At 52.9% G+C, this 20,268-nt stretch carries 19 protein-coding genes; 5 read left to right on the forward strand and 14 right to left on the reverse strand.

Translation table 11 applies throughout. The annotated features are described in order from the left end of the window. Positions 1-31: 31 nt before the first annotated feature. The 4 genes from IP581_RS05055 to xseB are packed head-to-tail and all read right to left on the reverse strand — an operon-like array spanning position 32 to position 4,095. The gene (locus tag IP581_RS05055; protein ID WP_193821898.1) at positions 32-1,006 is read right to left on the reverse strand and encodes an aldo/keto reductase; all 975 of its coding nucleotides are present in this window, start codon (positions 1,004-1,006) and stop codon (positions 32-34) included. Between the two features lie 59 nt (positions 1,007-1,065). Continuing rightward, the gene (gene dxs, locus IP581_RS05060) at positions 1,066-2,928 is read right to left on the reverse strand and encodes a 1-deoxy-D-xylulose-5-phosphate synthase (protein ID WP_086873249.1); all 1,863 of its coding nucleotides are present in this window, start codon (positions 2,926-2,928) and stop codon (positions 1,066-1,068) included. Positions 2,929-2,952: 24 nt separating this feature from the next. Then, positions 2,953-3,852: a (2E,6E)-farnesyl diphosphate synthase gene (gene ispA, locus IP581_RS05065; RefSeq protein ID WP_193821899.1), complete on the reverse strand. Its 900-nt coding sequence runs from the start codon at positions 3,850-3,852 to the stop codon at positions 2,953-2,955. Next, the gene (xseB, locus tag IP581_RS05070) at positions 3,853-4,095 is read right to left on the reverse strand and encodes an exodeoxyribonuclease VII small subunit (RefSeq protein ID WP_017458869.1); all 243 of its coding nucleotides are present in this window, start codon (positions 4,093-4,095) and stop codon (positions 3,853-3,855) included. Positions 4,096-4,308: 213 nt separating this feature from the next. On the opposite strand from xseB, the gene thiI reads away from it, so the two are divergent. Then, positions 4,309-5,757: a tRNA uracil 4-sulfurtransferase ThiI gene (thiI, locus tag IP581_RS05075; protein ID WP_097401469.1), complete on the forward strand. Its 1,449-nt coding sequence runs from the start codon at positions 4,309-4,311 to the stop codon at positions 5,755-5,757. A gap of 81 nt (positions 5,758-5,838) precedes the next feature. Here the strand turns inward: thiI and yajL are convergent, their stop codons facing one another. Continuing rightward, complete coding sequence (yajL, locus tag IP581_RS05080) at positions 5,839-6,432, reverse strand: protein deglycase YajL (RefSeq protein ID WP_193821900.1); 594 nt, start codon at positions 6,430-6,432, stop codon at positions 5,839-5,841. Continuing rightward, positions 6,395-7,306 carry a 2-dehydropantoate 2-reductase gene (panE, locus tag IP581_RS05085; protein WP_097401416.1) on the reverse strand — a complete coding sequence of 304 codons (912 nt, stop codon included), beginning with the start codon at positions 7,304-7,306 and terminating at the stop codon, positions 6,395-6,397. Before panE ends, yajL begins: the two co-directional genes overlap by 38 nt. Positions 7,307-7,445: 139 nt before the next feature. Between panE and IP581_RS05090 the strand changes: the two genes are divergently transcribed. Continuing rightward, positions 7,446-7,937: a YajQ family cyclic di-GMP-binding protein gene (locus tag IP581_RS05090; RefSeq protein WP_020456765.1), complete on the forward strand. Its 492-nt coding sequence runs from the start codon at positions 7,446-7,448 to the stop codon at positions 7,935-7,937. A 41-nt stretch (positions 7,938-7,978) separates the two neighbouring features. Here the strand turns inward: IP581_RS05090 and IP581_RS05095 are convergent, their stop codons facing one another. The 8 genes from IP581_RS05095 to IP581_RS05130 form a co-directional block, all read right to left on the reverse strand. Beyond that, positions 7,979-9,340, reverse strand: coding sequence for an MFS transporter (locus tag IP581_RS05095; protein WP_193821901.1), 1,362 nt, complete (start codon positions 9,338-9,340; stop codon positions 7,979-7,981). Between the two features lie 147 nt (positions 9,341-9,487). Next, positions 9,488-10,375, reverse strand: a complete 888-nt coding sequence (gene cyoE / locus IP581_RS05100) for a heme o synthase (RefSeq protein ID WP_017458875.1) — start codon at positions 10,373-10,375, stop codon at positions 9,488-9,490. A 12-nt stretch (positions 10,376-10,387) separates the two neighbouring features. Continuing rightward, positions 10,388-10,714: a cytochrome o ubiquinol oxidase subunit IV gene (locus IP581_RS05105; RefSeq protein ID WP_017458876.1), complete on the reverse strand. Its 327-nt coding sequence runs from the start codon at positions 10,712-10,714 to the stop codon at positions 10,388-10,390. Further along, positions 10,714-11,328: a cytochrome o ubiquinol oxidase subunit III gene (locus IP581_RS05110; protein WP_086873253.1), complete on the reverse strand. Its 615-nt coding sequence runs from the start codon at positions 11,326-11,328 to the stop codon at positions 10,714-10,716. The genes IP581_RS05105 and IP581_RS05110 overlap by 1 nt, the downstream gene beginning before the upstream one ends. After that, complete coding sequence (cyoB, locus tag IP581_RS05115) at positions 11,318-13,309, reverse strand: cytochrome o ubiquinol oxidase subunit I (protein ID WP_097401418.1); 1,992 nt, start codon at positions 13,307-13,309, stop codon at positions 11,318-11,320. The genes IP581_RS05110 and cyoB overlap by 11 nt, the downstream gene beginning before the upstream one ends. 19 nt (positions 13,310-13,328) lie before the next feature. Then, positions 13,329-14,276 (reverse strand): cytochrome o ubiquinol oxidase subunit II, encoded by a 948-nt coding sequence (gene cyoA, locus IP581_RS05120; protein WP_086873255.1) that lies wholly within the window; start codon positions 14,274-14,276, stop codon positions 13,329-13,331. 618 nt (positions 14,277-14,894) lie between these two features. Then, entirely contained in the window at positions 14,895-16,370 is a 1,476-nt protein-coding gene (ampG, locus tag IP581_RS05125) for a muropeptide MFS transporter AmpG (RefSeq protein WP_193821902.1), read from the reverse strand. A 39-nt stretch (positions 16,371-16,409) separates the two neighbouring features. Further along, entirely contained in the window at positions 16,410-16,988 is a 579-nt protein-coding gene (locus IP581_RS05130; protein WP_017458882.1) for a lipoprotein, read from the reverse strand. 298 nt (positions 16,989-17,286) lie between these two features. On the opposite strand from IP581_RS05130, the gene bolA reads away from it, so the two are divergent. From bolA to clpP, 3 genes are all read left to right on the forward strand, one after another. Then, on the forward strand, positions 17,287-17,604 hold the full coding sequence (gene bolA / locus IP581_RS05135) for a transcriptional regulator BolA (RefSeq protein WP_017458883.1): 318 nt from the start codon (positions 17,287-17,289) through the stop codon (positions 17,602-17,604). Positions 17,605-17,952: 348 nt separating this feature from the next. Next, positions 17,953-19,251, forward strand: coding sequence for a trigger factor (gene tig / locus IP581_RS05140; protein ID WP_086873257.1), 1,299 nt, complete (start codon positions 17,953-17,955; stop codon positions 19,249-19,251). A gap of 287 nt (positions 19,252-19,538) precedes the next feature. Beyond that, the gene (gene clpP, locus IP581_RS05145; RefSeq protein ID WP_017458886.1) at positions 19,539-20,162 is read left to right on the forward strand and encodes an ATP-dependent Clp endopeptidase proteolytic subunit ClpP; all 624 of its coding nucleotides are present in this window, start codon (positions 19,539-19,541) and stop codon (positions 20,160-20,162) included. The last annotated feature ends 106 nt before the right edge of the window (positions 20,163-20,268 follow it).

Raw genomic sequence — 20,268 nt, forward strand, 5'->3', positions numbered from 1 at the left:
CCTCTCCCGGTGGGAGAGGGCGTTTCCTGCTTTATTTAAAGCCGACCACCGGATGTGGTTTATACGGTGTTTCGAGCTCGGCAATCTGCTCCGGTTTCAGCGTGAGATCTACCGCGCCCAGCAAGTCGTCCAGTTGCTCTTCACGCGATGTACCAATAATAGGCGCTGCAACACCCGGTTTACTTAGCAGCCACGCCAGCGCGACCTGCGCGCGCGATGCGCCAATCTCTTCTGCCACACCCGCCAGTCGTTCGGCGATCTGCGCGTCGTTGTCATCCGTTTCGCTGTACAGCGTTTTGCCGAATTCATCCGACACCAGACGCGCAGTGGTTTCACCCCACGGACGCGTTAAACGCCCGCGCGCCAGCGGGCTCCACGGAATAATCGCCACGCCCTCTTTGTAGCACAGTGGCAGCATTTCGCGCTCTTCTTCGCGGTAGATTAGGTTGTAGTGATCCTGCATGGTGACAAAGCGTGTCCAGCCGTTTTGCTCCTGCAATGCCAGCGCCTGCGCAAACTGGCGGGCATGCATGGAAGAGGCGCCGATATAGCGTGCTTTACCGGCTTTCACCACCTCGTTCAGCGCTTCCAGTGTCTCTTCAATAGGCGTGGTGTAATCCCAGCGGTGAATTTGCAGTAAATCGACATAATCCATGCCTAGACGCCACAGGCTGTCGTCAATGGAGCGCAAAATTTGCGCGCGTGACAGGCCTTCGGGCAGATCGCCAACCTGGTGATACACTTTAGTCGCTACCACCACTTCATCGCGGCGGGCGAAATCACGCAGCGCCCGGCCAACAATCTCTTCACTGCTGCCGTCCGAGTAGCTGTTTGCGGTATCGAAAAAGTTGATCCCACCTTCCAGGGCGCGTTTGATGATGGGGCGGCTGCTCTCTTCAGGCAAGGTCCAGGCGTGTTTACCGCGATCCGGCTCGCCAAACGTCATGCAGCCCAGACAAAGGCGGGAAACCTTCAGGTCTGTTTTTCCTAATGTGTTGTATTGCATGGTTCCACTCCTGCTTGTCAAAACGTTCGTTTAAGCATAGCAGGAGCGGAGGGGGAGGGTCAGGCAAGCCAGTTTCTGATGCGGGATTCAATACCGGCAGCGTCGAGACCCAGCTCAGCGCGGGCTTCATCCTGCGTGCCTTGCGGGATAAAGAAATCCGGCAGTCCAAGATTTAACACCGGTACCGGTTTGCGGTTAGCCATCAGCACTTCGTTCACGCCGCTACCTGCGCCACCGATAATGGCGTTTTCTTCCAGCGTGACCAGCGATTCATGGCGCGCGGCGGTTTCCAGAATCAGCGCCTCATCCAGCGGTTTGGCAAAACGCATATCGATTAGCGTGGCGTTCAGCGCTTCGGCGGCTTTTTCCGCCTCCGGCAACAGCGTACCAAAATTAAGGATTGCCACTTTTTCGCCATGGCGTTTCACCACACCTTTGCCGATGGGCATTTTTTCCAGCGGTTGCAGCGGTACACCAACTGCATTCCCGCGAGGGTAGCGCACCGCGCTTGGGCCATCTGCGTAGTGATAGCCGGTAAACAGCATCTGGCGACATTCGTTCTCGTCGCTCGGTGTCATCACTACCATGCCCGGGATGCAGCGCAGATAAGAGATATCAAACGCGCCCTGGTGGGTTTGACCGTCAGCGCCGACGATACCTGCGCGGTCGATAGCGAACAGCACCGGCAGTTTCTGGATCGCCACATCATGGATAACCTGATCGTAGGCGCGTTGCAGGAAGGTGGAATAAATCGCCACCACTGGCTTGTAGCCGCCAATCGCCAGACCTGCGGCAAACGTCACCGCGTGTTGTTCGGCAATCGCCACATCAAAGTATTGATCCGGGTATTTGCGTGAGAACTCGACCATGCCGGAACCTTCACGCATCGCTGGCGTGATTGCCATCAGCTTGCTGTCTTTCGCGGCGGTTTCGCACAGCCAGTCGCCGAAAATCTTCGAATAGCTCGGCATGCCACCGCTGCTTTTTGGCAACGTTCCGCTGGTCGGATCGAATTTCGGTACGGCGTGGAAGGTGATCGGATCTTTTTCGGCCGGTTCATAACCGCGCCCTTTTTTGGTCATGATATGCAGGAACTGCGGACCTTTCAGATCGCGCATATTCCGCAGCGTCTGCACCAAACCCAGCACATCGTGACCGTCGACCGGGCCGATATAGTTAAAGCCCAGCTCTTCAAACAGCGTGCCCGGCACCACCATACCTTTGATGTGCTCTTCGGTGCGCTTAATCAGCTCTTTAATGGGCGGGACGCCGGAAAGCACTTTTTTGCCGCCTTCGCGCAGCGTGGAGTAGAGCTTGCCGGAGAGCAACTGGGCCAGGTGATTATTCAGCGCGCCGACATTCTCAGAAATCGACATTTCGTTGTCGTTTAACACCACCAGCATATCCGGGCGGATATCACCCGCGTGGTTCATGGCTTCAAACGCCATGCCAGCGGTGATCGCGCCATCGCCAATCACACAGACGGTGCGGCGCTGTTTGCCCTCTTTCGCCGCCGCGACGGCCACGCCAATACCGGCGCTAATGGACGTCGATGAATGGCCAACGCTCAGCACGTCGTATTCGCTTTCGCCGCGCCACGGGAAGGGGTGCAACCCGTTTTTCTGGCGGATGGTGCCGATTTTGTCACGACGTCCGGTCAGAATTTTATGCGGATACGCCTGGTGGCCTACGTCCCAGATCAACTGATCAAACGGTGTGTTGTAGACGTAATGTAGCGCGACGGTCAATTCAACCGTGCCAAGCCCGGAGGCGAAGTGCCCGCTGGAGCGGCTCACGCTGTCGAGAAGGTAGCGGCGCAGTTCGTCGCATAGCTTCGGCAGGCTCTCTTTCGGCAACAGGCGCAACTCTTGCGTGGTATCAACCAGCGCCAGCGTCGGGTATTTGGCTATATCAAAACTCATCAGAGACTCATCGTGGTGTTTTCGTTATTTATCACGCTGGATTATGTAATTCGCCAGTGCTTCCAGTGCCGTCGTATCCAGCGACTGTACCGCTAGCAGGCCTAAAGCTTGCCGGGCGTCGTCAATCAGATCGCGGGCTTTTGTCCGGGCTTGCTCAAGGCCCAATAGTGCGGGATAGGTACTTTTCCCCAGTTGCTGGTCAGCGCCCTGGCGTTTGCCAAGCGTCGCAGTATCGCCGACAACATCCAGAATGTCATCCTGAACCTGGAACGCCAGACCAATGCATTCGGCATAGCGATCGAGCAACGGCAGGGCTTCGCGGCCCTTATCACCTGCGCTTAACGCGCCCATGCGGACCGCTGCGCGAATCAGCGCGCCGGTTTTATGGCGATGGATCTGCTCCAGTTCAGCCAGAGAAACCCGCTTGCCTTCCGCAGCCAGATCCAGCGCCTGGCCGCCGCACATTCCGGCAACGCCACTGGCGTGAGCCAGTTCCGAAACCATCGCCAGCCGGTCACGCGCATCGACTTCTGCCATTGGCGCATCCGCAAGAATGGAGAAAGCCAGGGTTTGTAACGCATCACCCGCGAGGATGGCGCTGGCTTCACCAAACTTAATATGGCATGTCGGTAAACCCCGACGGAGGTCATCATCATCCATGGCGGGCAGATCATCGTGGATCAGCGAGTAAGCGTGAATGCACTCCACCGCCGCTGCGGGCGCATCCAGCGTTTGCTGGCTAACGCCGAACATGTTGCCCGTGGCATAAACCAAAAAAGGGCGCAGACGTTTACCGCCTAATAATGCGCCATAGGAAATGGCCTCAACCAGAGGAGTGTTCTGAAAGGGCAGTGGCGCGATAAATCGGCGCAGCGCTTCATTGGCCTGAGAGACACAGGCCTGTAACTGTTGATCGAAATCCATTTATTCAGCGTCCGGAGCAAAAGGCGTGAGGGGAGCCTCTTGTGAATCAGAGAGCAGGATCTGCACGCGTTGTTCCGCTTGCTGGAGTTTCACCTGTCCCTGGCGCGCCAGCTGCACGCCGCGTTCGAATTCATTGAGCGCCTCTTCAAGTGGCAGATCGCCGCTTTCAAGACGAGTGACAATCTGTTCCAGTTCGCTTAGCGCTGTTTCAAAACTGGCCGGTGCGTCGTTTTTCTTTGGCATAGTGAATGTCTGACTCTTCTAGTGTTCTGGCTCAACGTAGCTATGGTAGCGAAGTCACGGCGCTTAGCAAATAACGCGCAATGGTAATGCAATGTGCGCAGCTTTATTGCGATGGTGGTATACTTCCGCGCCTGGATGCAGCCGCGGGTATGGGGCTGCTGTATTATTTTCCATTACAGGCCCAGCCGGGCTTGCCAACGAACCATTGCCGCCATGAAGTTTATCATTAAATTGTTCCCGGAAATCACCATCAAAAGCCAATCTGTGCGTTTGCGCTTTATTAAAATTTTGACCGGGAACATTCGTAACGTTCTGAAGCACTACGACGAGACTCTCGCCGTTGTCCGCCACTGGGATCATATCGAAGTGCGCGCCAAAGATGAAAATCAGCGGCTGACTATCCGTGATGCGCTGACCCGTATTCCGGGCATCCACCATATTCTTGAAGTGGAAGATGTTCCTTTCACTTCGCTGCACGACATTTTTGAGAAAGCGCTGGTGCAGTACCGCGAGCAGATCGAAGGTAAAACCTTCTGCGTACGCGTAAAACGTCGCGGCAAGCATGAGTTTAGCTCGATTGAAGTTGAACGCTATGTTGGCGGTGGACTGAACCAGCATGTCGAATCTGCGCGCGTCAAACTGACTCACCCGGATGTGACGGTAAATCTGGAGATCGAAGACGATCGCTTGCTGTTAGTGAAAGGCCGCTATGAAGGTATCGGCGGCTTTCCGATCGGCACCCAGGAAGATGTGCTGTCGCTCATCTCCGGTGGTTTTGACTCCGGCGTTTCCAGCTATATGCTGATGCGTCGCGGTTGCCGCGTACACTACTGCTTCTTTAACCTCGGCGGCGCAGCGCATGAAATTGGTGTTCGCCAGGTAGCGCACTACCTGTGGAACCGTTTTGGTAGCTCTCACCGCGTACGGTTTGTGGCGATCAACTTTGAGCCAGTGGTGGGTGAAATCCTCGAAAAAGTGGATGACGGCCAGATGGGCGTGGTGTTGAAACGCATGATGGTGCGCGCCGCGTCAAAAGTGGCTGAACGCTACGGCGTACAGGCGCTGGTGACCGGTGAAGCACTTGGCCAGGTTTCCAGCCAGACGCTGACCAACCTGCGTCTGATTGACAACGTTTCTGACACGCTGATTTTGCGCCCGCTTATCTCTTACGATAAAGAGCACATCATCGACCTGGCGCGTGAAATCGGTACTGAAGATTTCGCCCGTACCATGCCGGAATATTGCGGAGTGATCTCGAAAAGCCCAACCGTTAAAGCGGTGAAGGCGAAAATCGAAGCGGAAGAGGAGCATTTCGACTTCTCCATCCTCGATAAAGTGGTTGCTGAAGCGAGCAATATCGATATCCGGGAAATCGCCCAGCAGACGCAGGAAACGGTGGTCGAAGTTGAAACGGTTAACGGTTTTGGCCCGAACGATGTGATCCTGGATATCCGCTCTATTGATGAACAGGATGACAAACCGCTGAAGCTGGAAGGGATCGACGTGGTCTCGCTGCCTTTCTATAAACTGAGTACGAAATTTGGCGACCTCGATCAGAACAAAACCTGGCTGCTGTGGTGCGAGCGCGGTGTGATGAGCCGCCTGCAGGCGCTCTATCTGCGCGAGCAGGGCTTTGCCAATGTGAAGGTTTACCGCCCTTAAAACAGAACCGGAGGACTTGCGTCTCTCCGGCTGCGCTTCAAGCTGAAAGCCCGGTACGCGAAAGCGCCGCCGGGCTTTTTTTCAGGCTTCGTAGTAGTTATAAATGCCGGCCGCCATCACCAGTTGTGAGGCCACTTCGTGTGCTTTTTCGCGCCCCACCAGCAAATCAATAATCTTCAGCCCAAAATCGATGGAGGTACCCGGCCCCTGGCTGGTGAGCAGATTGACGCGCGGATCCCACACGACACGTTTATCCTGCCACTGTTCGGCGGGAATCGTCTCTTTCAGGCCTGGAAAACCGGTCATATTACCCAGCGGGAAAATCGCATGTGGCACCAGCACGGTGCCCGCTGCCGCACAGATTGCAGCAACAATACGGCCCGAAAGATGAAACTGGCGCACGGTTTCCACCAGTAACGGACTGTCGCGAAAACACTCTGCCCCTTTCAGACCGCCGGGCAGCACAATCACGTCGTAATCGCCATCGGCTACTTCTACTAACGGCGCATCTGCCAGCAGTTTTACGCCGCGTGAACAGGTGATGACCAGGTTGCCATCGCTGGCGACGCTGGCGGTAGTAACGGCAATACCGCCACGTACCAGCAGATCGATAGTGGTGACCGCTTCGGTTTCTTCACTACCAGGGGCGAGACATATCAGAGCCGATGCGCTCATACTCACTCTCCTTACGTTTAATCATTTCATACAGACGGGCGTTTTCTGGCACCGCGATGCCGTGCGCACGGGCGCGTCTGAGCAGGTAACCCGTAATATAATCGCACTCGGTATGGCGCAAAGCGCGTACGTCCTGCAGCATAGATGAAATATTTTCTGCCGTATTTTCAATAATCTGATTCACATAGCTCAACAAATCATCGGCAGAAATATGGTGGCCTTCGCGTTCAATCACTGCGGCAACCTCATGAGTGACTTTTTGGATCTCCGCCGGGAAAGCACGCAGATCGCCATTTTTACAATCATGCAGCGCGGTTAACGGGTTGATGACGCAGTTCACCGCCAGCTTGCGCCACAGCGCCGGACGGATCGTGTTATGCCAGGCAACGTCCGGCAGCACATCTTGCAGAATATCGGCCAGATAGCTGAACTCGCCATCCTGCTGGCGCGCCGGACCAATGTGTGTGGTGCCGCTGGCAACGTGTACGATAACGTTGCCATCCCGGCGCGCCGCATGAGTAGTGGTGCCGATCAGTAACGGATTCGCCAGTGCTTTCAACTCTTCGACAGTACCCATGCCGTTGTGAAGCAGCAACACGGGAGTTGAAGGCGAAAGTGTGGCTGCCAGCCCTTTCACCGCATCGGAAACTTGCCACGCTTTTAACGTCACCAGCAATAAATCGCTACGCGCCAGGAATTCAGGATCGTTGGCCGTCAGGGATTCGTTAAATATTGAGCCGTCTTCATCAACGACATTCACACTGCAAAAAGGCTGTGGAACGCGTAACCAACCCTGTACCTCATGTCCCCTTTTACATAACGCGGTTAACCACAATTGCCCTAAAGCACCGCATCCGAGTACGGTAATTCTCATTTATCCTCCTCACCTGCAACGTCGCCAGGTGTTGCTTTCACCATTATAGCGCTGTCGGCTAAGCTTCCCGTATTACAAGTTGAGTTATGCCTCGTTGCGGGTATTATGCAACGCAACAAATGCAGAGGGAGAAGAAAAGATGCCATCTTTCGATATCGTTTCCGAAGTTGAAATGCGAGAAGTGCAAAACGGCGTTGAGAATGCAACCCGTGAAGTAGGGACTCGTTTTGATTTTCGCAACGTTGAAGCCACGTTTGAACTGAACGAAGAGAAACAGACCATTAAGGTTTTGAGCGAATCCGATTTCCAGGTAAATCAGTTGCTGGATATTTTGCGTGCTAAATTGCTGAAACGCGGCATTGAAGGGGCGTCGCTGGACGTGCCGGAAGAGTTTGTTCACAGCGGCAAGACCTGGTTCGTTGAAGCAAAACTGAAACAGGGTATTGATGCGGCGACGGCGAAGAAAATCATTAAGCTGATTAAAGACAGCAAGCTAAAAGTGCAGGCGCAGATTCAGGGCGAAGAGATTCGTGTGACCGGGAAATCCCGTGATGATTTGCAGTCCGTGATGGCGCTGGTGCGCGGCGGTAATCTTGGTCAGCCTTTCCAGTTTAAGAACTTCCGCGATTAAGGTGCGTGCTCTCTCCCCGGCGGAGAGAGCGTGTCGCAGATTTAACCCGCTACGGCTTGTTCAACTTCAAAGCGGTTAGTGATCTTACTGTCAATCTTGACGTAAGCGCTGCGCTCTTCGGCAACCACCAGCACTTCACTTACACCCGCTGTTGCCAGTAAACGCTGCTGCAGCGCGTCATTGATGGTGACATTTTCCGGGATCGCGATGCGTAAGCTGCTGACATAGGGCGGTTCCTGCATGGTGCCCGCGACAAGCAGCCAGACCATCGCCAGCAAGGCGCCGGCAAGAAATACCGTTTGGGAATCAAACATACCGTCTACCCAGCCGCCAAGCGCGCCGCCAATCGCCACGCCGATAAACTGGCTGGTGGAGTAAATTCCCATCGCCGTGCCTTTATAACCCGCTGGCGCTTCTTTGCTGATTAACGAGGGTAATAACGCCTCCATCAGGTTAAAGGCGAGGAAAAAGATCTGTACGCCAATAACGATTTCCCAGAAATGTGGCCCCGCGCCCCACAACACGATCTCCGCAATCAACAGCAGCGCCACGCAGAACACGAAAACGCGCTTCATACGGCGCTTCACTTCAGCGTAAATAATAAACGGCACCACAGAAACGAAAGAGATAAGCATGGTGACAAGGTAGATTTTCCAGTGATCCGGTGCGAGAAAACCGGCGGCTTCAAGTTGCCCTGGCAGGGCAACGAACGTCGACATCAGCAGGATATGCAGGCACATAATGCCAAAGTTGAGCTTTAGCAGCTTCGGGTTGACCATCACCATCTGGAAACAGTCTTTCACCATACCGGATTCACGGTTACGCACATGTTGCTGACTGTCTGGCACGACCCACACGGTCAACGCAATACCGACGGTTGCCAGCCCGGCAATCATCCAGAACAGCGCATGCAAGCCCAACTGATGCGTGATAATCGGGCCGAGCACCATGGCGATGGCGAAAGTGACGCCAAAACTGACACCGATAAAGGCCATCGCTTTGGTGCGATTCTGTTCGCGGGTGAGATCGGAAAGCAGTGCCATGACGGCGGCGGCGATAGCGCCGGAGCCTTGTAATGCGCGGCCAAGAATAATGCCCCAGATAGAGTCGGAAAGGGCGGCAATAATGCTACCGGCGACAAAAATCGCTAACCCGCCAACGATAAGCGGCTTGCGGCCGATGCGGTCAGAAAGCAAGCCAAAGGGGATTTGAAACACGGCCTGCGCGAGGCCATAAATACCAATCGCCAGACCGATGAGTGCTTCACTGGCGCCCTGCAGCGCCATACCGTAAGTGGTCAGAACGGGCAGGACCATAAACATGCCGAGCATGCGCAGTGAGAATACAGTCCCTAAACCCCAGGTGGCGCGCAACTCGCCTGGCGTCATTTTATAATCGTTCATTACCACCTCAATTTGAAAACCGGACATAGTGTAGTGCGGGGGCAGGGCGGGGTAAATAACAGCTTAATTAACAAATATTACCTGTAAAGCGGGGTGTTCAGGCATGAAAAAAGGGTGCCGTAGCACCCTTTAGAATGGCGGTTTGGATCACCAGACGTAGGTCAACAGATTATGGGAATCCGGCACCATAAAATCGACCGACATCATCACGCTCAGTGAGGTGATAGCGACAATGGAGAAGACGAATAGTTTGCGCGCCCACACCTTGTCATCCTCAACTTTATAACCACGCAACGCCATGCCTAACCACCAGAGGCTTACCGCCGCGGCAACGACCAGGTATTTGTAACCGGCGTAGCCGCCAAGCGACAGCATCAGGGTGGCGATAGCGAACGCCAGGATGTACAGCGTGATATGGTTTTTCGCCACGGAAATGCCTTTCACCACCGGCAGTACTGGGATGTTCGCTGCCTGATAATCCTTAAAGCGGAAAATCGCGATGGCATACGAGTGAGGCATCTGCCACAGGCTGAAAATCGCCAGCAGGATCGCCGCGCCGCTGTCAAACTCGTTGGTGACGGCGCAGTAGCCAATCACCGGCGGCGCCGCGCCGGAGAGTGAGCCAATCAGCGTGCCGTAAACGGAGTGGCGTTTCATATACAGGCTGTAAACGCCTACATATACTACGAACCCCATTACCCCAAGCCAGCAGGCCAGCGGGTTGGCGCCAAACCACAGCAGCATGAAGCCAGCAATACCCAGCAAGGCGGCGTAAACCAGCGAGACTTTTGGCGAGATCAGCCCTCTGACCAGCACCCTGTTTTTCGTCCGTTCCATCTTTTTATCGATGTCACGATCGATGTAGTTGTTAAAAACACAACCAGAGGCGACCACCAGCGACACACCAATCAGCGTGTAGATGAACAGGGGATAATCGATGTGGCCTTTCGAGGCCAGCAGGAATCCCCCGATCACGGAGATCAAGTTGCCAAAAATAATGCCCGGTTTCGTGACTTGCAGGTATTGCTTAAACATACTTCGCCGCTCTTATCGAACCATCATGTTGTAGTTGAGGTTCCACATAATCCAGATGGAACCTACCACCACGATCGCGATGATCAGCACAGTAAAGACGAAAGCCGTCATGTTCCAGCCCTCATCAGACTTGGTGTTCATGTGCAGGAAGCACACCAGATGCACCAGAATCTGTACTACTGCGGTCACCAGCACGGTGCCGAGGATCGCCACGTGGGACGCAGTACCGCTCATCACCATCCAGAACGGGATCACCGTCAGGATGATCGACAGGATAAAACCTGTCATGTAGGTTTTTACGCTACCGTGGGAAGCGCCATGATCGGTTGAATGACTCATTACATCGCCCCCATCAGATAAACGACTGAGAATACACAAATCCATACCACGTCCAGGAAGTGCCAGAACAGGCTCAGGCACAGGATACGTGTACGGTTTGTACTGGTCAGGCCGCGACGGGAAATCTGGAACATCAGCACTGCCATCCAGATTAGACCCGAGGTTACGTGCAGACCGTGGGTGCCAACCAGCGCGAAGAACGCTGACAGGAAGCCGCTGCGATCCGGACCCATACCTTCAACAATCAGATGATGGAATTCATAGAGTTCCATCCCGATGAAGCCTGCGCCGAACAGCCAGGTCAACGCCAGCCAGGAAACGACCTGGCTTTTGTTGTTCTTATACATGGCGATCGCCGCCATGCCATAGGTAATGGAGCTGAACAGCAGCAGGGCGGTTTCCACCAGAACGAACGGCAGTTCGAAAATGTCTTTACCCGACGGACCACCCGCCGTGTTATTGACTAACACGGCATAGGTCGCGAACAGGATCGAGAACAGAATGCAGTCGCTCATCAGGTAGATCCAGAAACCGAAGACTTTCATCGGTCCTGTATCATGGTGCCCATGTTCGTGCGCGTGGGCGTTCGCAGTCGTCAGAGTATCAGTTGCCATTTTTCAGCCCTGCCTTTTTGATCTCATCGAAATGCTGGTTTTCCAGTTTTTCGACTTCTGCAACCGGTACGTAGTAATCCACGTCCTCGTCAAAGCTCTTCACAATCCAGCTAATTACGATGCCGGCGAAACCGACGATCGCCATCCACCAGATGTGCCAGATCATGGCAAAGCCAAACACCGTTGCGAAAGCGGCAATAACAATGCCCGCACCGCTGTTTTTTGGCATATGAATTTCTTCATAATGCGCAGGTTGCTTGTACGCTTCGCCTTTTTCTTTCATTTCCCAGAAGGCATCACGCTCATGAACGTGCGGCACTTCAGCGAAGTTGTAGAACGGCGGCGGAGAAGAGGTCGCCCACTCCAGCGTACGGCCGCCCCACGGGTCACCGGTCAGGTCACGGTTCTGGTGACGGTCGCGGATAGAGACGTAGTACTGAATCAGCTGGCACAGAATACCGCAGGCAATCAGCGCAGCACCGCAAGCGGCAACCACCAGCATGGTGTGGAACTGCGGATCGATCTGCTGGCTCAGACGACGGGTCATGCCCATAAAGCCCAGCACATACAGCGGCATAAATGCTACGAAGAAGCCGATAATCCAGAACCAGAACGCGCGTTTACCCCAGGTTTCATTCAGGGTGAAGCCAAACGCTTTCGGCCACCAGTAAGTGATACCCGCAAAGCAACCAAATACCACACCGCCGATGATGACGTTATGGAAGTGAGCAATCAGGAACAGGCTGTTGTGCAGCACAAAGTCCGCGCCCGGTACCGCCAGCAATACGCCAGTCATACCGCCCACAGAGAAGGTCACGATAAAGCCGATGGTCCACATCATCGCTGAATGGAACACGATACGGCCCTGGTACATGGTGAACAGCCAGTTGAAGATCTTCACCCCGGTCGGGATGGCGATAATCATGGTGGCGATACCGAAGAAGGCGTTAACGTTCGCGCCCGCACCCATGGTGAAGAAGTGGTGCAGCCAAACGATGAACGACAGTACGGTAATACACACGGTCGCCCAAACCAGAGAGGTGTAACCGAACAGACGTTTACGCGAGAAGGTCGCGGCGACTTCCGAGAACACACCGAACACCGGCAGAACCAGGATGTACACTTCCGGATGGCCCCAGGCCCAGATCAAGTTGATGTACATCATCATGTTGCCGCCCATTTCGTTGGTGAAGAAATGGGTACCCAGATAACGGTCCAGGGTCAGCAGCGCGACGGTGACCGTCAGGATCGGGAACGAGGCGATAATCAGCACGTTGGCGCACAGCGATGCCCAGGTAAATACCGGCATCTTGAACATCGTCATGCCCGGCGCACGCATCTTCAGAATGGTAACGAAGAAGTTGATACCGGTCAGTGTCGTACCGATACCGGAGAGCTGAAGTGCCCAGATCCAGTAGTCAACCCCGACACCAGGACTGTATTCAATTCCCGATAGCGGCGGATAAGCCAGCCAGCCAGTCTGCGCGAATTCACCCACGCCGAGAGACAGGTTAACCAGGATCACACCGACAACCGTGAACCAGAAGCTCAGGTTGTTCAGGAACGGGAACGCCACGTCGCGAGCGCCGATCTGAAGTGGGATAACCACGTTCATCAGACCGATAACCAGCGGCATTGCTACGAAGAAGATCATGATCACGCCGTGGGCGGTGAAGATCTGATCGTAGTGGTGCGGCGGCAGGAAGCCTGCTTCACCCGCCGAGGCGAGTGCTTGCTGGCTGCGCATCATGATGGCGTCAGCAAAGCCACGAATCAGCATCACGATACCGACGATGCAGTACATGATACCGAGTTTTTTATGGTCAACCGAAGTCAGCCACTCTTTCCACAAGTAGTTCCACTTACCGAAGTAAGTAATCAGGGCCACTAATGCCAGGCCACCGATGATAATGGCAGCCACCGTAACCATAATAATGGGTTCATGGTAGGGGACTGCATCCAGTGTCAATTTTCCGAACATCGTTTTCTTCCTCGACCCCTTAGTGAGAGGTTTCCGCGTGGCTCATGTCCATGCCTTCCATACCTTCGTGCTCGCTATGCTCGCCCTTCGGTTGGTTCATGTCCATGCTCATGCCGTGGCCCATAAATTTGTTGATAACGTCTTTAAACAAATCGGGTTTCACGCTGGAGAAGTATTCAACCTTGTTGTATTCGCTTGGCGCTGCAAGTTTTTCATACGCTGCCATATCCGGCAGGGTATTCGAAGCTTGTTTCGCTTTTGCGACCCACTGGTCGAATGCGGCACGATCCGGCGTAGCAATTGCTTTAAACTTCATACCCGAGAAGCCCGGGCCGCTGTAGCTTGCGGAGATACCATCGTAGGTGCCAGCTTCGTTGGCGATCAGATGCAGGTTGGTCTGCATACCGGCCATCGCATAAATCTGACTACCCAGTTTCGGGATAAAGAACGAGTTCATCACGGAGTTGGAGGTCACTTTGAACTGAACCGGAACGTTAGCCGGGAAGGCGATTTCGTTCACGGTAGCAATGCCCTGCTCCGGATAGATGAAGAACCATTTCCAGTCCATAGAAACAACTTCAATGGTGATCGGTTGTTCATCATGGGCTAATGGTTTACTCGGTTCGAGCGCGTGGGTGGTTTTCCATGTCAATACGGCAAGGAACAGGATGATAAGAATTGGCACCGTCCAGACCACAGCTTCCACTTTATTGGAGTGTGACCAGTTAGGGCTATACTTCGCATCTTTATTGCTCGCACGATACTTCCAGGCGAAACCAACGGCCATCAAGATGGCGGGAATAACGACAATCAACATCAGGCCAAAAGCCGTCAGTATCAGCGAACGTTGCTCCAGTCCAATCTGTCCTTTGGGGTCAAGAAGTGCAGAATCGCAGCCACTGAGTAAAACAGTACCGGCGATTAATGACAACCATCCCAAACTTTTATTGTATTTCCTGAGTCTCATTTAACGACCTCAATTCCACGGGATCTGGTGGCGCTTAAAGTGTGCGGGCATTTTACGGAAAGGTTACGTTACTGTAAACATGATTGGCTCTGTGTCAGTAAGGTGTTACTGGCTTTTGCCGTTTATGTCACATCGAATGCAACAATCTGTAAAAAAAGCGATTCGCACTGCCAGAGAGTGAGATTATAACGGAAAAATTACATGACAATCAGTGTTGGGGGTAAATTGGTATAACCAATCAGTTAAATATACATTTATTTAACAAATATCCAGCAAATATTGAACATTATTGGAACGAACTTGAAACCCAACAATTAATAACCGTGCTGAATCGTTAAAGAGTAGCCTTTAATTTATAAGGCACAAAACAATTAAGATTTTTTATTTGTTCGATTTGAATTAGGCGATTTGCAAAAAAAGAGCGGTGTTTATTTATTGAGCATAATAATAACTGCGGTGAATTGTTTTGGGCTGTTTTTATTTTTTGATGGCCTGATTTTAATAGCAAAATAGCGACTAAATATATTCTTGAGTGATTTTTTTTGTCATTTTACTGTTTTTTAACATCCGCATGCTTTTGACACCGAAAAAAACGCCCGCAGGCGCTTTTTTATCCCGTCATAGCAACTCTGTTTTACGTAGCGCCAGCAGATCCAACACACCGCCAAACACAATGCCGATAATCGCTAACAGTGCGCCCCATTCCAGAAGCGTGGTGCCAAAAGACCAGTCGGTAAAACCTGTGGCGTTGACCATCAGCACCAGCAGCCAGCAGCCTAACAGCATGCAACCGGCGCTGAGTATGCGTAGCGCCAGCCGGTACGCTGCAGCGTATTCCGTTCTGCAGAGAAAACTTTCACTCTGTTGCGTAAATGCCAGTGTTTTTTTGCACAACACCAGCAATACCAGACCGGGAAGCGCGGCCACAATCGAAAAGAGATAGAACGTCGACCAACTGTAACTTTCAACAAACCAGCCAGCCAGCGGGCCGACATAGACGCGTCCAACCGCCGACAGCGCCGAGAGCAGCGCAAACTGCGTTGCCGAAAAGGATTTGTTGCAGAGCGTCATTAATAGCGCGACAAACGCCGCAGTCCCCATGCCACCACACAAGTTTTCTAAAAAGACGGCTGAACCCATCGTAAAAATGCTTTTCGCCGTAATCGATAGCAGCCAGTAACCGGCATTCGAAATGGCCTGCAGTACGCCAAAAATTAACAGCGCACGGAACAGGGATAACCGCTGCATCAGTACGCCGCCAAACAACGCTCCGATAATCGTGGCGACAAGCCCCAGGGTTTTGTTCACCACGCCGACTTCTCCGGCGTCAAAACCGACACCGCGGATGAGAAATGTTGTCGTCAGGCTCATGGCGAACGCATCGCCCAGTTTGTACAGCACTATTAATAGAAGGATAAGCCAGGCGTTATTGCGCCCGAAGAAATCACGCAGCGGCTCGACAACGGCGCGTTCCAGCGTTTTCGGCACCGGAATCACATCCTCTGGCTCCGGTGCGAGCAGGGTGGCGATAATGCACGGGACCAGAAGCACGGCCATCAGCCAGTACATCCCCTGCCAGCCGAGCCAGCGATCCGCCAGCCATAAAGCCAGTCCCCCGGAAACCAACATTCCGAGCCGATAGCCCAGCACGCTTATTGCCGCACCTGCGCCTCGCTCTTCGAGCGGCAGCACATCCGTTTTCCAGGCATCGAACACAATATCCTGAGACGCAGAGCAGAATGCGATAAGCACAGCCAGCGCCGCCATCCAGCGCAGATGGTTGGCCGGATCGAGGAACCCCATTGCGGCAATCGATACCAGCAGCAGAATTTGCGTAAGGAGCAGCCAGCCGCGACGACGCCCGAATAAAGGCGGTGTGTAGCGATCCATCAGCGGCGACCACAAAAATTTAAACACGTAAGCCTGGCCGACCAGAGAAAAGAAACCGATGGTTTTTAAATCGATGTTCTCAACGGTCATCCATGCCTGGAGCGTGCCGCTGGTCAGGGCGAGAGGCAAACCGGAAGCGAAACCCAGAATCAGCAGGATGGCTGATTTTGGCTGAGTGAATATGCGTAAGTAGTGACTGGACATGAGTTAAAAACTGGCCCGGAAAACCGGGCCAGAAAAAGATTAACGGGCGTTTTGCTTGATGAAGTCGTGAATGCTGGTGTCCTGAGACATATCAGCGATGGTGTCAGTCAACACGCTGTTAACCGCACCGGCAATCTTGTCGTTGGTAGCCTGAAATGCGCCTTCGACGTTATAGCTTGCGCGGTAGTTTTTGGTCATCTTGTTGCCGTTCGCAGCCGTCGCGATGATGGCGATATCCGCTTTGGTCGCGATGTTGTAGCGGACGTTGCCCTGAGAGACATCCGCATACAGCTGGTTAACAATAATCTGCAGGTTTACCGCGCCGTTCGGCCCGATCATATAACCGCGCGCGGTCATCTGTTTTTCCAGCACTTCTTGCAGCAGGAAACGCAGATCGCGGGAGGCTGTCAGGGTAACCAGCTGGTTATCGCGCGTGACTTTGGCCAGCGCCTGATCCGGACGCTGATCGGCACCGTTGATGCTCACGGTGACACCCATCAGGCTTGGATCCTGCTGTGGCAGAGTAATTTTTGGGGTGACATCAAGTGTTGTCGGCGGGGTTGCACACCCGGCCAGCATAAATAAAGCGACCAACGGAAAGAGTAGTTTTTTAAACATGTTCAGGCTCTCAAGGATCTAAGCTTCTGGGGGAAAATTCTCGCCATCATAACATTGCCGCTGTTAAGAGGAAGTCCTCAATGCATGGAAATTCATCGTCTTGTGCTTTTTTTGCCGTCAAAAACCTTTTTATGGGTGATGCCGCGCAAAAAAAGCTGCTTTCAGTAGAGTTCATCCCCTTGAACGGGAAAATAGGACGAACGCTAATTTTTTGTTGTTTTATTGTTATAGAGACGGTAAAAGCGGCTAACATTTAAAGAGATGGCTGGCATCTCAGCGTTGTCGGAGGTGTAATATCATGATGATGCGTGAACAAATAGAAGCAAAGCTGAAGGCGGCGTTTGAGCCCCTCATTCTTGAGGTTGTTGACGAGAGTTATCGTCACAATGTCCCCGCAGGTTCTGAAAGTCACTTCAAAGTTGTACTGGTGAGCGACCGCTTTACTGGAGAGCGTTTTCTTAACCGTCATCGCATGATTTACGGCACGTTGGCAGACGAACTGTCTACGACGATTCATGCACTCGCTCTGCATACTTACACACTTAAGGAGTGGGAAGGTTTGCAGGATACCCTGCTGACCTCGCCAGCCTGTCGTGGTGCCGGAAGCATCGCGTAAAAACCGGGTTGCAACTGCCCAAACTTTTCCAGTATGTTGCATGCAGATTATGTAAAAACGGCCTACGGGCCGTTTTGTTTTGTCTGAATTTTGAGCGAGAAACGCAGTTTTTTGAGCGAAATTGCTTCAGAAGTGTGAAAAATGACGCACCATTGCGACATTCCCGTTCTCGACTCATATCTGTGATGCCGCTATAATGCTGCGTCTTATTTTTCGGAATGTCTTCGGGATGATTCTGACGACAGGGAATGTATATCTGATTTGAGAGAACATCCCGGTTCTGCAAGCGAAACGGTTTGCTTCGCAGAGTAGAGTTGACCGAGCACTGTGATTTTTTGAGGTAACAAGATGCAAGTTTCAGTTGAAACCACTCAGGGCCTTGGGCGCCGTGTAACGATTACAATCGCTGCTGACAGCATCGAGACCGCTGTGAAGAGCGAGCTGGTCAACGTAGCGAAGAAAGTGCGTATTGACGGCTTCCGTAAGGGTAAAGTACCGATGACCGTTGTTGCTCAGCGTTATGGCGCGTCTGTTCGCCAGGACGTTCTGGGCGATCTGATGAGCCGCAACTTTATCGATGCGATCATTCAGGAAAAAATCAACCCAGCTGGCGCGCCGAACTATGTTCCGGGCGAATACAAACTGGGCGAAGACTTCACCTACTCTGTAGAGTTCGAAGTGTATCCGGAAGTTGAGCTGAAAGCGCTGGATACCATTGAAGTTGAAAAACCGGTTGTTGAAGTGACCGATGCTGATGTGGACACCATGCTGGAAACGCTGCGCAAGCAGCAAGCGACCTGGAAAGACAAAGACGGTGCTGTTGACGCTGAAGATCGCGTGACCGTTGATTTCACCGGTTCCGTTGATGGCGAAGAATTCGAAGGCGGCAAAGCCACTGATTTCGTACTGGCAATGGGCCAGGGTCGTATGATCCCGGGCTTTGAAGACGGTATCAAAGGCCACAAAGCGGGTGAAGAGTTCACCATCGACGTGACCTTCCCGGAAGAGTACCACGCTGAAAACCTGAAAGGTAAAGCGGCGAAGTTCGTCATTAACCTGAAAAAAGTTGAAGAGCGTGAGCTGCCGGAACTGACCGAAGAGTTCATCAAACGCTTTGGCGTGGAAGATGGCTCCGTTGCAGGTCTGCGCGCTGAAGTGCGCAAAAACATGGAGCGTGAGCTGAAAGGCGCGGTGCGTAACCGTGTTAAATCTCAGGCAATTGAAGGCCTGGTGAAAGCGAACGAAATCGACGTTCCGGCTGCGCTGATTGACAGTGAAATCGACGTTCTGCGCCGTCAGGCTGCACAGCGTTTCGGTGGCAACGAAAAACAAGCTCTGGAACTGCCGCGCGAGCTGTTTGAAGAGCAGGCTAAACGCCGTGTTGTTGTTGGTCTGCTGCTGGGCGAAGTCATTCGTACCCACGAGCTGAAAGCTGACGAAGAGCGCGTTAAAGGCCTGATCGAAGAGATGGCATCTGCGTATGAAGATCCGAAAGAAGTGATCGAATTCTACAGCAAAAACAAAGAGCTGATGGAAAACATGCGTAACGTCGCGCTGGAAGAACAAGCGGTTGAAGCGGTTCTGGAAAAAGCGAAAGTGACTGAAAAAGCCACTTCCTTTAACGAACTGATGAACCAACAGGCTTAATCGACTTCTGCGATAGCTAAAAGCAATAAGCCCGTCACCTGCTTGCTGGTGACGGGCTTTTTTTATCGCATCAGGACTATCAGATCTGTGCTAAAAGGGCGTTTCAGTGTTAGCGTAACAGCAAAAGATTGTTATGCTTGAAATCAGGTAATGTCATCCCCACTAAGGGAAAAGCGACAGAAAAGACTCTGGCTGATAATCCGTCCGTGAGGCGTCGTAGTCAGACCCCACTCACTCAAGTACAATCAGTACAGCAGGTTTGTTAATTTTTTATCCAGGAGACGGAAATGTCATACAGCGGCGAACGAGACAACTTTGCACCCCATATGGCCCTGGTGCCAATGGTTATTGAACAGACCTCACGTGGTGAGCGCTCTTTCGATATCTACTCCCGTCTTCTCAAGGAACGCGTAATTTTTCTGACTGGTCAGGTTGAAGACCACATGGCGAACCTGATTGTGGCGCAAATGCTGTTTCTGGAAGCGGAAAACCCGGAAAAAGACATTTATCTGTATATTAACTCGCCTGGCGGGGTAATTACCGCAGGGATGTCAATTTATGACACCATGCAATTTATTAAGCCGGACGTCAGCACGATTTGTATGGGCCAGGCGGCGTCAATGGGCGCATTCCTGCTGACGGCGGGGGCAAAGGGCAAGCGTTTCTGCCTGCCAAACTCACGTGTGATGATTCACCAGCCTCTGGGGGGCTATCAGGGCCAGGCGACGGATATTGAAATCCACGCGCGTGAGATTCTGAAAGTGAAAGGACGCATGAATGAACTTATGGCGCATCATACGGGTCAATCTTTAGAACAAATTGAACGCGATACAGAACGTGACCGCTTCCTTGCTGCGCAAGAGGCGGTTGAATACGGGCTGGTCGATTCAATTTTAACCCATCGTAACTAAGCTCAGGCTACAGGTGCCGCTATACTATTGGGTACAAGCGGCACACGCTTGAGTAACGTTTTGCGCCTGGAATGGCATATGCGTCGTCATGTGCGGCACAAAGAAC

Source organism: Kosakonia pseudosacchari, assembly GCF_015167415.1.
Classification (GTDB): Bacteria; Pseudomonadota; Gammaproteobacteria; order Enterobacterales; family Enterobacteriaceae; genus Kosakonia; species Kosakonia pseudosacchari.

Bases quoted from the DNA above. Each gene is read 5' to 3' on its own strand.
- IP581_RS05055 (WP_193821898.1), bottom strand. From the start codon at position 1,006: ATGCAATACAACACATTAGGAAAAACAGACCTGAAGGTTTCCCGCCTT.
- dxs (WP_086873249.1), bottom strand. From the start codon at position 2,928: ATGAGTTTTGATATAGCCAAATACCCGACGCTGGCGCTGGTTGATACC.
- ispA (WP_193821899.1), bottom strand. From the start codon at position 3,852: ATGGATTTCGATCAACAGTTACAGGCCTGTGTCTCTCAGGCCAATGAA.
- xseB (WP_017458869.1), bottom strand. From the start codon at position 4,095: ATGCCAAAGAAAAACGACGCACCGGCCAGTTTTGAAACAGCGCTAAGC.
- thiI (WP_097401469.1), top strand. From the start codon at position 4,309: ATGAAGTTTATCATTAAATTGTTCCCGGAAATCACCATCAAAAGCCAA.
- yajL (WP_193821900.1), bottom strand. From the start codon at position 6,432: ATGAGCGCATCGGCTCTGATATGTCTCGCCCCTGGTAGTGAAGAAACC.
- panE (WP_097401416.1), bottom strand. From the start codon at position 7,306: ATGAGAATTACCGTACTCGGATGCGGTGCTTTAGGGCAATTGTGGTTA.
- IP581_RS05090 (WP_020456765.1), top strand. From the start codon at position 7,446: ATGCCATCTTTCGATATCGTTTCCGAAGTTGAAATGCGAGAAGTGCAA.
- IP581_RS05095 (WP_193821901.1), bottom strand. From the start codon at position 9,340: ATGAACGATTATAAAATGACGCCAGGCGAGTTGCGCGCCACCTGGGGT.
- cyoE (WP_017458875.1), bottom strand. From the start codon at position 10,375: ATGTTTAAGCAATACCTGCAAGTCACGAAACCGGGCATTATTTTTGGC.
- IP581_RS05105 (WP_017458876.1), bottom strand. From the start codon at position 10,714: ATGAGTCATTCAACCGATCATGGCGCTTCCCACGGTAGCGTAAAAACC.
- IP581_RS05110 (WP_086873253.1), bottom strand. From the start codon at position 11,328: ATGGCAACTGATACTCTGACGACTGCGAACGCCCACGCGCACGAACAT.
- cyoB (WP_097401418.1), bottom strand. From the start codon at position 13,309: ATGTTCGGAAAATTGACACTGGATGCAGTCCCCTACCATGAACCCATT.
- cyoA (WP_086873255.1), bottom strand. From the start codon at position 14,276: ATGAGACTCAGGAAATACAATAAAAGTTTGGGATGGTTGTCATTAATC.
- ampG (WP_193821902.1), bottom strand. From the start codon at position 16,370: ATGTCCAGTCACTACTTACGCATATTCACTCAGCCAAAATCAGCCATC.
- IP581_RS05130 (WP_017458882.1), bottom strand. From the start codon at position 16,988: ATGTTTAAAAAACTACTCTTTCCGTTGGTCGCTTTATTTATGCTGGCC.
- bolA (WP_017458883.1), top strand. From the start codon at position 17,287: ATGATGATGCGTGAACAAATAGAAGCAAAGCTGAAGGCGGCGTTTGAG.
- tig (WP_086873257.1), top strand. From the start codon at position 17,953: ATGCAAGTTTCAGTTGAAACCACTCAGGGCCTTGGGCGCCGTGTAACG.
- clpP (WP_017458886.1), top strand. From the start codon at position 19,539: ATGTCATACAGCGGCGAACGAGACAACTTTGCACCCCATATGGCCCTG.